Origin of the sequence: Suicoccus acidiformans (assembly GCF_003546865.1) — a bacterium.
Lineage (GTDB): Bacteria > Bacillota > Bacilli > Lactobacillales > Aerococcaceae > Suicoccus > Suicoccus acidiformans.
Window position 1 is genome coordinate 420,490 of record NZ_CP023434.1, and the last position, 12,000, is coordinate 432,489.

13 protein-coding genes are annotated in these 12,000 nt (G+C 37.2%); 8 read left to right on the forward strand and 5 right to left on the reverse strand.

The genetic code is table 11. The annotated features are described in order from the left end of the window. Positions 1 to 9 precede the first annotated feature (9 nt). From CL176_RS01985 to rpiB, 8 genes are all read left to right on the forward strand, one after another. Complete coding sequence (locus tag CL176_RS01985) at positions 10 to 495, forward strand: PTS sugar transporter subunit IIB (protein ID WP_118989809.1); 486 nt, start codon at positions 10 to 12, stop codon at positions 493 to 495. Next, positions 495 to 1,493: an NAD(P)-dependent oxidoreductase gene (locus CL176_RS01990; protein ID WP_118989810.1), complete on the forward strand. Its 999-nt coding sequence runs from the start codon at positions 495 to 497 to the stop codon at positions 1,491 to 1,493. The genes CL176_RS01985 and CL176_RS01990 overlap by 1 nt, the downstream gene beginning before the upstream one ends. After that, the gene (locus CL176_RS01995) at positions 1,490 to 1,888 is read left to right on the forward strand and encodes a PTS sugar transporter subunit IIA (RefSeq protein ID WP_118989811.1); all 399 of its coding nucleotides are present in this window, start codon (positions 1,490 to 1,492) and stop codon (positions 1,886 to 1,888) included. Before CL176_RS01990 ends, CL176_RS01995 begins: the two co-directional genes overlap by 4 nt. Before the next feature lie 20 nt (positions 1,889 to 1,908). Beyond that, positions 1,909 to 2,814 (forward strand): NADP(+)-dependent, decarboxylating phosphogluconate dehydrogenase, encoded by a 906-nt coding sequence (locus CL176_RS02000; protein WP_118989812.1) that lies wholly within the window; start codon positions 1,909 to 1,911, stop codon positions 2,812 to 2,814. A 41-nt stretch (positions 2,815 to 2,855) separates the two neighbouring features. Continuing rightward, positions 2,856 to 3,500: a 3-keto-L-gulonate-6-phosphate decarboxylase UlaD gene (locus tag CL176_RS02005; RefSeq protein ID WP_162890978.1), complete on the forward strand. Its 645-nt coding sequence runs from the start codon at positions 2,856 to 2,858 to the stop codon at positions 3,498 to 3,500. Positions 3,501 to 3,669: 169 nt separating this feature from the next. Next, positions 3,670 to 4,539, forward strand: coding sequence for an L-ribulose-5-phosphate 3-epimerase (locus CL176_RS02010; RefSeq protein WP_118989814.1), 870 nt, complete (start codon positions 3,670 to 3,672; stop codon positions 4,537 to 4,539). A gap of 14 nt (positions 4,540 to 4,553) precedes the next feature. Further along, complete coding sequence (locus tag CL176_RS02015; RefSeq protein WP_118989815.1) at positions 4,554 to 5,282, forward strand: L-ribulose-5-phosphate 4-epimerase; 729 nt, start codon at positions 4,554 to 4,556, stop codon at positions 5,280 to 5,282. Between the two features lie 26 nt (positions 5,283 to 5,308). Next, entirely contained in the window at positions 5,309 to 5,734 is a 426-nt protein-coding gene (gene rpiB / locus CL176_RS02020; RefSeq protein WP_118989816.1) for a ribose 5-phosphate isomerase B, read from the forward strand. A 52-nt stretch (positions 5,735 to 5,786) separates the two neighbouring features. Here rpiB and CL176_RS02025 read toward each other — a convergent pair whose 3' ends face one another. From CL176_RS02025 to CL176_RS02045, 5 genes are all read right to left on the reverse strand, one after another. Further along, positions 5,787 to 6,809: a LacI family DNA-binding transcriptional regulator gene (locus CL176_RS02025; protein ID WP_162890771.1), complete on the reverse strand. Its 1,023-nt coding sequence runs from the start codon at positions 6,807 to 6,809 to the stop codon at positions 5,787 to 5,789. A 634-nt stretch (positions 6,810 to 7,443) separates the two neighbouring features. Next, positions 7,444 to 8,859 carry a glucosaminidase domain-containing protein gene (locus tag CL176_RS02030; protein ID WP_118989818.1) on the reverse strand — a complete coding sequence of 472 codons (1,416 nt, stop codon included), beginning with the start codon at positions 8,857 to 8,859 and terminating at the stop codon, positions 7,444 to 7,446. After that, positions 8,852 to 9,064: a phage holin gene (locus tag CL176_RS02035; protein WP_118989819.1), complete on the reverse strand. Its 213-nt coding sequence runs from the start codon at positions 9,062 to 9,064 to the stop codon at positions 8,852 to 8,854. Before CL176_RS02035 ends, CL176_RS02030 begins: the two co-directional genes overlap by 8 nt. A gap of 21 nt (positions 9,065 to 9,085) precedes the next feature. Next, positions 9,086 to 9,430: a hypothetical protein gene (locus CL176_RS02040; RefSeq protein ID WP_118989820.1), complete on the reverse strand. Its 345-nt coding sequence runs from the start codon at positions 9,428 to 9,430 to the stop codon at positions 9,086 to 9,088. 18 nt (positions 9,431 to 9,448) lie between these two features. Beyond that, entirely contained in the window at positions 9,449 to 11,992 is a 2,544-nt protein-coding gene (locus CL176_RS02045; RefSeq protein WP_118989821.1) for a hypothetical protein, read from the reverse strand. Between the last annotated feature and the right edge of the window lie 8 nt (positions 11,993 to 12,000).

Below are 12,000 nucleotides of genomic sequence, written 5' to 3' on the forward strand. Positions count from 1 at the left end.
ATGATTTAAATGGGACAAATTAATTTTGCACGTGTTGACGGACGACTTATTCATGGTCAGGTAGCGACAGGATGGTCTAACAGTACAGGGATTAATACAATTTATGTTGTTGATAATCCTACAGCAAATGATGACTTTATGAAAATGCTTTATGTTAATCTTCAGAATAATTATTCTTTTGGTATAAAAGTTTTCACGATTGAAGAAGTTGTACAAGAGTGGAATGATAATGAATTTGGAAATGATAAAGTGATGCTTCTATTCAAAGATGTTGACCATGCTTACGAGACTCGCAAAGCAGGTGTCCCGTTTGAAGTTTTAAATGTTGGAGGTTCCCCGAAAACTGACGACAATAAATTTGTTGCGGACTCGGTAGCCTTGACAGAGGAACAGTTCAATATGCTGAAAAATTTAAATGATGAATATAATATTGATGTGTTTTTCCAGACAATGCCAAGCGCTAGTAAGAAGAAGCTTAGCGAGGTGACTTACTAATGAGTGGTAATAAAACAGCGGTTATCAATTCCAAAAGTTTTGGTCGTTATTTCCCTGAACAAATCGATCGACTAAATGAGTTAGGCGGTGTTGATTTCTATCGAGATTTAGATCCTAACATTGAGGGTAAAGAACTTGCAGAATTGCTTCAACAGTATGAATATATTATTCCAAGTGTTACCCCTAATTTCCCCAGAGAATTCTTTGAAAATTCACCTAATCTTAAAATGATTGCTCGTCATGGGTTAGGTTATAACAACGTAGACATTGAGGCAGCAACGGATCATGGTGTTTACGTAACAAAAATCGTAGGTGACTATGAGCGAGATACTGTAGCAGAGCTTTCTGTGGCCTTTGTTATGGCTTTAATTCGTCATGTTGTGCCAGCAGATTATGCTTTAAAGCAAGGTGAGTGGGGCAAAAAAGCAAATTTCTTTGGAACTGAACTGCATGCTCTAACGTTAGGTATTATCGGTCTAGGCAACATTGGTAGTCGCGTATCAGAGATTATTCACAACGGTTTCGGTACTGAAGTTATTGCATATGATCCAAATGTGTCAGCCCAAAAAATGAAAGAGCATGGCGCAATTAAGGTCGAATTAGATGAGTTGTTGGAACGCTCAGATGTCATTTCCTTAAATGCGGCTATTACTGAAACGTCACTCTACCTGCTTGGAGCTGACGAGTTTGCCAAGATGAAAGATGGCGTATTGATTGCCAATACAGCTCGCGGTGCTTTAGTGGTTGAAGATGATTTAGTTGCTGCTTTAGATAGTGGGAAAGTAAAGGCATATGCAACTGACGTCTTTGAAACTGAGCCAATTCCAGAAGATAGCAGGTTAAAGAATTACGAATATAACATTTTAACACCTCATATTGGAGCGTATACGGATATTAGCTTAAAGTTAATGGGTGATAAAGTCGTAGAGGATGTCGCTTTAATGGAGGCTGGTAAAGAGCCAATTGAGATTATTAATAAAGAGGTATTGAATAAATGATAGGAATTCAAGTAATCACACACGGTAAATTTGCGGAAGGTATTATTGACTCAGTGGATATGATTATAGGCAACACAGAACAAGTTGCCCATAATGAATTAAAGCGTGGTCAAGATATTGATGAGTTTCGCGAGGAAGTTAAAGAAACAACTGAGCAGATTATGTCTGAAGATGGTGTCTTGATTTTCGTTGATATGTTTGGGGCATCACCTTATAATTCAGCGCTTATTAATTCCAGAGATATCGAAGGGGATAATTATAAAGTCATTACAGGAGTAAACTTACCACTTTTAATTGAAGCTATTTCTAATAGAGCATCAATGGATCTTGACAAACTGTATAAGCATATCTTAGACTCAGCAGAACATGCTGTTATGGGCTGGGAAAAAGAATAACTGAAAGGAGTTATTAAAACATGAAAGTTAATATGATAGGTATTGGGAAAATGGGGTATCCACTAGTTCAGAATATGGTGGACCACGGTCATGAAGTATATGCATTTGACGTAAGTGAAGACAATATCAATAGGATAAAAGAAGAGGTAGGAATTGAAGCCACAACCGACTTTGATACTTTCATGCAAAATGCTTTTTCAGATGAAAAATACCGTATTTTCTGGTTAATGCTACCACCAGGTGAAATTACAGATAATACTGTAAAAAATATGCTTGAATACATACAAGAAAATGATGTTGTCATTGAAGGTGGTAACTCAAATCATCATAACAGTATGAAGAGCGGAGAATTACTTGCAGAAAAAGGCGCTTATTTCATGGATGTTGGAACATCAGGTGGTGTTTCGGGCGCACGTAATGGTGCAAGCTTTATGATTGGTGGCGACAAGCAAGTTTACGAAGATATTGAAGAACTATTCTCTTCGTTAGCTACGCCTGAAGGCTATGTGTATACTGGCAAAACTGGTAGTGGCCATTTCTTGAAATTGGTTCATAATGCAATTTATTATGGAATTCAACAATCTTATGGTGAAGGTCTAGAAATCTTAGAAAAATCTGAGTTTGACTATGATTTAGCAGAAGTGACAGCTGCTTTGAACAAATCGTCAGTTATTCGTAGCTGGGTACTAGAAATTATTGCAGATGCATTTGCTAATGATAATCATTTAGAAGGTTATAGTGGACATGTTAAAGGCTCAAAGTCAACTAATTGGGTTGTAAATGAAGCGATGAATATGGATGTTCCTGTGCCAGCCATTTATTCAGCTTTAGCTATGCGTCATCGCGGAATTCAAGACGATGAGTCATTCAGTGGAAAAGTAGTATCTGCGATACGTGCAGGTGTTGGCGGATACGACAAAAAATAATCAAACGTTTATCAATTGAATTATAATTTCATAGGAGGAAAATAATTATGGCAATTCCAAATTTACAAGTAGCTCTAGATCATTCTAATACTGCAGATGCAGTGGCAGCTGCAGTATCGGTAGGTGCGGAAGTTGATATTGTAGAAGCGGGTACGGTTTTAATGTGTGAAGTGGGAAGTGAAGTTGTACAAATCCTACGCAAATTATTCCCAGACAAACCTATCGTAGCCGATACGAAATGTGCGGATGCTGGAACAACAATTGCACGCAACTGTAAGAATCAAGGTGCAGATATCATGACCTGTATCTGTGCAGCAGAAGTTGCAACAATGACTTCAGCAGCTAAAGAAATCGACCATATTCAAGTTGAATTGTACGGTGATTGGACGTTTGAACAAGCGCAAGAATGGTTAGACAATGGTATTGAGCAAGTTGTCTATCACCAAAGTCGTGATGCGTTGTTAGCTGGTGTAACTTGGGGTGAGAAAGACCTTGAGAAAGTCAAAAAGCTTGTTGACATGGGCTTCAAAGTTTCTGTAACAGGTGGCTTAAATCTCGAAACCATTGAATTGTTCGAAGGGGTAGATGTGTACACATTCATCGCAGGTCGTGCTATTACCGAAGCTGATGATCCAGCTGCAGCTGCTAAAGAATTAAAAGATAAGATTAAAGAGCTTTGGGCTTAATACATAAGTAAATGATAAGGACGAGCGAAATAACTTTGCTTGTCCTTTTTTGTTAGGGGTCACCCAAAAACAAATGACATCTGTATTGACAAATGACAAAAATATGGTAAACTCTATGTTAGGCTTGAAAGCGTTTTGATGGTCAGTTTTATTCGAAAGGGGAGTTCAATTGAATTCATTAGGGATATACGAAAAAGCTGTTCCTTTTCAAGGGACTTGGTTAGATACATTCAAGTTAATTAAAGAATTAGGCTTTAATTATATGGAGTTTTCGGTAGATGAGAGTGATGAACGTTTAGCACGTCTGGATTGGTCTAAAGAGGAGCGGAAAGAACTTCTAGATGCAAGCTTTGAAACAGGCATACGTATTCATACATTGATGTTAAGTGGCCACCGCCGTTTCCCGCTTGGTTCAAGTGACCCAGAGGTTAGAGAACATTCCATAGAGATGCTGCGTAAAGCAGTTAATTTAGCCTGCGATTTAGGTATCCGTAATATTCAAATGGCTGGCTATGATGTTTATTATGAAGAGAAGACAGTAGATTCTAGAGCTTTATTTGTAGAAGGACTTAGAGAATGTGTTGAAATTGCTGCATCTAAAGGAATTACTCTTGCAATTGAAACGATGGATGATCCGTTTCTAAATAATACACAGAAAATTGCAGACTTAAAGCGGGAGATTCGTAGTCCTTGGCTACAGGCTTATCCTGATTTAGGTAATATATCTGCTTGGCCTGAAAACGATGTGGCAGTTGATTTAGAGAATAACATTGATTATGTCACGTGTATTCATTTAAAAGATACATTAGCTGTAACAGAGGATTTCGAAGGTAAATTTAAAGAAGTTCCGTTTGGTGCAGGTTGTGTTGATTTTATGGGTTGCCTCAGGACCTTGAAGCGTATAGGTTATACGGGTGGCTATACAATCGAAATGTGGACCGAGAAAAGTGATAATGCGATAGATGAAATTAAGGCTGCAAAAGCTTTCTTTGAAGAAATTTTTGAAGAAGTGGGAATTGAAATCGAACCGATTAATTAATGAGGAGGATAACAATGTTAGAAGAATTAAAACAAGAAGTATACGAAGCGAATATGTTACTCCCAGAATATGATTTAGTAACATTTACATGGGGCAATGTGTCAGGCATTGACCGTGAGAAAGGTTTATTTGTTATCAAGCCTTCTGGCGTTGACTACGATAAATTAACCCCTGAAGATATGGTTGTTGTGAATTTAGATGGGGAAGTCGTTGAAGGAGATTTAAATCCATCTAGTGATACGCCAACGCACACTTATTTATATAACAAATTTTCTGATATTCAAGGGATTACTCACACTCACTCACCCTGGGCAGTCTCTTTTGCTACAGCTGGTGTTGAGGTGCAAGCTATGAATACAACTCATGCTGATAATTTCTATGGACCAGTCCCAGTTGCACCCGAATTGACCAAAGCAGAGATTGAAGAAGCATATGAAGAGAATACTGGAAAGGTCATTGTGGATACATTTGAACAAAGAGGAATTAATCCTATGGCAGTACCAGCGGTACTTGTTGAGAAACATGGACCTTTCTCATGGGGTAAATCTGCAAAAGACTCTGTTGTTAATGCAAAAGTTCTAGAAGTTGTATGTGAGATGAACTATCATGCCTTAATGTTAACAAATCGTGACAATCGAGTACCGCAATATTTACTAGATAAGCATTATTATCGTAAACATGGAGAGAATGCTTACTACGGTCAAGATAATGCCAAATCAAAAGACCATGCTAAGAAAGCATAGTCTAAATTAACTTGGAGGGCAATTCAATGCAGATAGCAATCGCATCAGACCATGGTGGATTTGAATTAAAGCATACAATTATTGACCATTTACAAAATCAGGGATATGACATTGTAGATTATGGTCCTAATTCTAATGAGTCCGTTGATTACCCTGACTACAGTAAGAAAGTTACGGCTTCCATTACTAATAATGAAAGCCAGCTTGGCATCTTAATTTGTGGAACGGGTGTTGGTATGTCAATTACTGCCAATAAAGTTAAGGGAATTCGTGCGTCATTAGTCAGTGACGTATATACTGCAAAAGTTACACGTGAACACAACAACTCAAATGTTCTGTGTCTAGGAGCTAGGGTAATTGGTGATTCGCTAGCCTTATTAATCGTTGATACGTGGCTACAAGCTGAGTTCGAAGGTGGGCGCCATGCGGTTAGAGTAGATAAAATTGAATAGCGAATATAGTTACTTGCAAAAGCGAAGGGGTAAAATCCTTCGCTTTTATATTTTACAATCTTTTAGTGGTTTTACCAATGACTAAATTAGGTTCAAGAATGATGTCGCTGTAAAAACTATGATTAGTAGATTTATGTTCAATTTGATTAATTAATTTATTTACGGCATACTCGGCCAATTTTCTTGGATTTTGTTCGATTGAGGTTAAAGGTTTCGACGAATAGCGATTGAGTTCAATATTATCATGACCCACTACAGAGATATCATCTGGAATCCTACATCCTATTTCCTCTGCACGGCGCATAAAACCGAGTGCAGACAAGTCATTACCACAGATGACTGATGTTACTTCACCGTGTCGTAGAATTTGATCAGCTTTATTGTATCCATCCTCAAAGGTAATTGCTGTTTCGACATACCAATCTTCGTTTATAGCAATATTATGCTCCTTTAAAGCCTTTTTATATCCTTTATAACGATGACGGCTGTTAATTAGTGTTTCGTTCGCCCCAAGCATCCCGATATTCTGGTGACCTATTGAAATTAAAAATTTCGTCGTAATATAGCCACTTAATTCATTATTATAATAAACCTGTGGAGATTCGACATCTTCGATGTAGCGGTCTAAAAGAATTGTGGGTATAGCTCTTTTCTTCTTTTGAATATAGTCAACTGAATGGGTGAAGAAAAATTCATTAGAATAAACAATAATTAGTCCATCAACATTTAAGGCCGTCATTTTCTCTAACATTTTCTTTTCTGAATGATGAGAATCATTCGAGTTCATAATAATTGTTATATAATTATACTCCGTGAGTAAACTTTCGATACTTGTTGCTATTGATGCAAAAAAGGGGTTTTCTATGTTAGGTACAATCAACCCAATCATATTTGTTTGGTTTTTAGCTAAACTACGCGCTTGTTGGTTAGGGATATAGTTTAATTCTTTAGAAAGTTTAAGAATATTCTTCCTGGTATTGTCAGAGACCCTAACCGGCCGGTTGTTTAAAACTAAAGAGACAGTTGTCGGAGAGACACCGGCTGCTTTAGCAATATCTTTTAGTCTTACTTTCAAGGTTCCTCCTCCTTTCTTCATATTATACTATAAAAAATCAAATTTATTTATTGACAGCGCTTTCTTTTGTTGGTAAGATATATTTAAGGATTTGATAAAGCGCTTTACCAAAAAAAGAAAGGTGGATTGACTATTGGATATAGTTGTTATAGGAAGTATCTCTACAGATATTGTTGTTCAAGCAGACCGCCATCCTCTTCAAGGAGCCTTGTTTGTTTTCAAAAACTAGTCTTTGACAGCTGTTACTTTTTGTTACTTTTAACTATATCACAAACAAATCACTATGAAAAAGTAAGCGGTCAATAGTAATCCAATTAAGTAGTAAAAAAGACCTCCTCACTAATTGAAGCGAGAAGGTCCCCGTACTAGTCTCCGTTGAGGTGCCAGCGCTATTAAATATATTATAAAACAAAACGCCCCACACTGGGGCGAATCTGAGCAATAAAAACGGCAAAGATATGAATTCTCGCCTTACGACTACCCCATTCTGGGACACACTTCCCGCCGAACGCACTTTCCCGCTAAGGATGATTGCCACTGCGCTCTTCTCGAGTAGAATTATTATAACACAAAAAAGCCCCGCCTGAAATAAATCAAGCGGGGTTAGCCCTTTAGGCGCACTATAACATAAATTTTACTTCTTCACCCAAATCCAAACATTACCATCTTTGTCTAAGTATTCCCCGTCTTGAAGTTCCACCACCTCAATGCCTGGGTCAACTTTGACTAAATCCCAACCCTTCTTGCTTTCTTCGGCATATTCTTGCGGTAGCCACGAATTGTATTTTTTAAGCTTGTAAATCTTTGTACTGTGGTTAAAACCTTCAACCTCTTTAATTTCCACAATCTCATCTTGCTGACCGATGAGTTCAGCGTAGCGATTAGATTTGATTAAGTTACCGTTCCCCGGATTGTACCAAGACCAATTCTCGGCTAGCGTCACAGTATCGCCAACTTTTAATTCAGCAAATGGTAAGCGCGGCGCTTTGTAGTCCGCTGGCTTGAATTCTTTTAGTCCTTGCGGGTTAAATGCGTTAACGCTAGGATGATTACCCCCACGTTTGAATTTCTCGCCTAATTTCGCCCGAAAATCGTTTAATTGAGTGGTTGAATAGCCCGGGCATGATGTTGAGTTATACGGTATTTCTTTGTGCCCTTTGACTTGACTAGCTGGAATATTTAACTCCTGCATCAACCACAAGGTTACTTTTTCCCGCGCTTCAATTTGCGCTTTTGTATAGTTATTTGCGCTGGAAGCTTCACAACATACATGGACTAACTGCGGGTTTAAGCGACCTGCGCCGTAAGTGACAATAGATAAATCATAATTTTGGACAATCTTCCCTTGGCGATCAATGTAAAAGTGGTAACCACCAATTTCCCAACCGTGTGTATTGCGCCAAAAATGCTCGTGCGCTTTGATGACATCCATTGCATCCCCTGCGTGAGTGGTTGCGGTATAGTGCCATACAATTTGCTTGATAGCTGATAAAGACCGCTTAGTATACGCTCCGTGGCTAGGGTAGCCCAAAGCTTGCCTACGTCTATCCGTCATTTGTGGCTTGGTAAATTTCTGCATTTTAGCTTGCTCCTCCTTGTCGTATTGATACAAGTTGTACTCATCCATATATCGAAGTAATTTCTTGCCATATTCCGAATCTGTGGCATACGTGCCTGTCAATCGCTCCGCCTGCACGACTGCGGACGCTGCATTGATAACCCTGCTATAGTACTCTTTACGATATTCGGTGGACTCTAAAAAAGTCGCATGGTCTTTGACTGACTCTTCCCACGATGAGTATTTACGAAAGTCTGAATTCTCGAATCGTTTAACACCTTTACGCTCTTCCATACTGTCTTTATTGAACACGGGACCCGTCCACGGAGCGCTTGCTTTGATGCCGAAAAGATTATTTGCTTTAATCGCTAAGTCACTTGTCCCCCAACCTGTCTCATGAATGGCCTGCGCGATCGTGACCGAATTAAAAAACGGGCTAGGGTATTTAACCGCTAGCTCCGCTACTGTGCTGATGAATTCTTGTTTATTCATTCTTATCACCTTTATTGTATTCATAAGTGCTAAAGCCTAGTGATGTACCAACAAATACAGATACTATATTGATTGTGGTTGAAATGGCTTCCGCATTCGCAATCCCCCACACTTCACCCAGCGCACTAATCATAACTGCTAAAGCTGGTAATACAATTAAAGCTACCCATTTTAAAATATCATAAGTGCTGTTACTTATTTTCATTGCATTTCCTCATTTCTATATTTATTTCAAGAAGTTTGTCAGTAACTCAATCAGAACTGCGATAATCCCTCCAGACCCCACAGCAGCAACCCAAAATTCAGACTTCTTATTCTCAGTTGTTTCTTTGAGTTTATCCTCTCGTTCTTTACTATCCTGATTTCCCTTCAAAACAGCATTTAGTATTTGTGAGTTCTGCTCGTTTTGTCGTAGTGATAAATCTCTAAGATATTTATTGGACTCGTCAATTCGATCATATCTTTCTCGTAAATCCTCTTGAATTTCAGCAATTTGTATCGACATGATGGCGTCATTTTCTTCAAGTCTTGTGATACGTTCTTCGTGATTATCGAACTGCTCTTGTTTCATGTCTCACCTCCTTCTTTTTTAATATTCAGTTTCTATATTTTCTGCCCCGACAGCCGACAGCCGAAGATGTTCCAATAACTGGTTACCTTTGTAAGCTGATAAATTATATTCTCTTATACTTCTGACTATTTCAGGCAATAAAGTTACTCCCAAGAATTTGCCTGCAGTAACCGTATATGTTCCTTTTTTCCAATTGATATCAAACAAACCGTTTTTCCCTACAGTGTAGCCTAAATTCTTCACTCCATTGTGATATGTTGGATAAACATTAACATTTAGGATAGATAGCTGATCTTTTTTTAAAGTAATTGCTTTACTGTCATCTGTTTCGTTTTTGCTAGCGTTATAATTCGGCTTTATGTCAGAGTTTTCTATAGAAACATTAATATAACCATTTGAGTTCAATGTATTAATTGTCGAATTTTTTATTACAAGTTTAAAAAGTACATTTTCCGAAACAACGGATATTCCGTTGCAGTTTTCTATGGTAATTTCCGGAACAATATTACTTTCAGATAAATTATATGGAGAAGCACCAGACCAAAACGTGATATGTTTTTTAGTATTAAAATCTTTTGGCGTACCAACGACATATGTAGTGTGTATATTTTTAAATGACCAAGTAGCATTAGTGTCGATGTTAATATCATTTGGTTCGATTGATCTAATGGTGTTAACTTTTCTACTTTTATTTCTAAGCGAATTGCCTAAGGTATTAAGAAAAATAAAACCTATAGATCTGTTAGAATGGACGTTTTCAAAAGACATTGTTTCTGGCATATAAACGTCATTTAAGTTCACTGATCCACTTCTTGAATATAGGTACGCTTCTTTATCGTTATTAGTAAGGTAGTCAACACTGAAGTTTTTTATATGAATATTTCTTCCAAAAACAAGATCGGTGCCAAAATTATGATTAGATTTAGCTTGAAAGCTAATAATGCCTACCGAGTTGTTGTTTTCAACGACTAGTTTAGATTCATAAATATAAATATCCCCGTCCCACATAGATCCATAGTCACCTCTAAAACTAATAAAAAAATTGTTATAAACTTGAGTATTATTTACCGAAAGACGTCCGCTGCCAGTGACATTTATCCCGCCAAGTACACTATTTTCTATAAAAATATTATGCGCACCATAATGTACATCAACTCTGGTTAAGCGACTATCTTTTATAATTAGATCCTTAATGTAGTTTGTTCCCATTACTCCCCAGTTAGATTTATCACCAAGAGCAGTAACTTGTATAATTTTGTATTGTAAAACTTTTTCACCAGTCAAACCATAAGTTGAGTTTCCATTATTAGATCGAGGGACAACTCTAACATTACTTAGTTCAAAATCATAAACGTTATCTGGTCTATAAAAACCATTGAATTGGCCTTCTGACTCATCGGAACCTAGAATGCCTACAAATTGGTTAGAAATTTTGACTTTGCTTCTGTCAATATAAAAACCATTTGAAGGTCCTGACAATGTAGATTTAAAATTACCGTCATATAAAAAAGTTCCACCTGTAATTATTAAATGATTTTGATGAATTTTTTTAGCGATAATACTGGTAATGTTGTGAACGTCTTTTGTTATTTCAGAAATCAACTCTCCATTTTTCTCAACAACAAATAGCTGAGTGTTGTGATGTACGATACCATTATCAGACCTCATCATAGTAATGTCATTTTTATCTTCAATAACTACAAAGCTTCCTTCAAAATCAGATAATTCAGGAATGGATGTCGTACCCTTTTTTATGGGTAAATTTATTTTGTTTGCGTCTATTTTTATTTCTTCGTCACCAGTGACTTCAAACACATTATCCCACCATGCTCTTCCGTCTTCCTGAATATAAAAAGTTGAGTCACCAAAATCTATATTAGTAGTTATAGGAATTCGCCTTGTCTCTTTAATTAGGAAACAACCCTTAGAAACTTTAATAGGGAGGTTATTGTCTGAAGCAAATTGATGAGCTTGCTTTATTTTTATTCCGTCATCATTGTCATACTCATTTATAAAGTCTTCATCCAAATAATATTTATTGTTTGATGGGTTATAATATTTTTTTTGAGAATTAACACCGAACATAGAATATGTTACATATTCTATGCCACTATCCACCATGTGCTGCATTTTAGATAAACGTTTATTTAAAGTTAACTCACCTCCCCTTGCATCAATCACTTCATTTAAATCAGTGTTGCCAGCTATTTGCTCATCGTAACGTCGATTAAAATCATCTTTGAAGTCTTTAACATCTTTTTCTGTATCATCCTGTCTCTGTTCGACATCGTTTTGACGTTTGGAGGTTTGCTCTGTTTTATCAATTGTCTGGTTAGTTAAAACTGAAATCCATTCCACAAATCTTGCTAGCGATTCGCGAACATCAATCCCGAACATTTTAGTTCGAATCCACCGAGCTAACTCAATTGATATAATGTCTTTCTTTCCTCTCTGAATTTGAGCTTGGATAGGTGATACAGTCGTTGGGTCGCGATAAGTATTTTCTCCCTCAAGCCGTTCTTCGCCGACTCTCTTAAATATATCTCTAAATTCGTAAGACATATTGACCT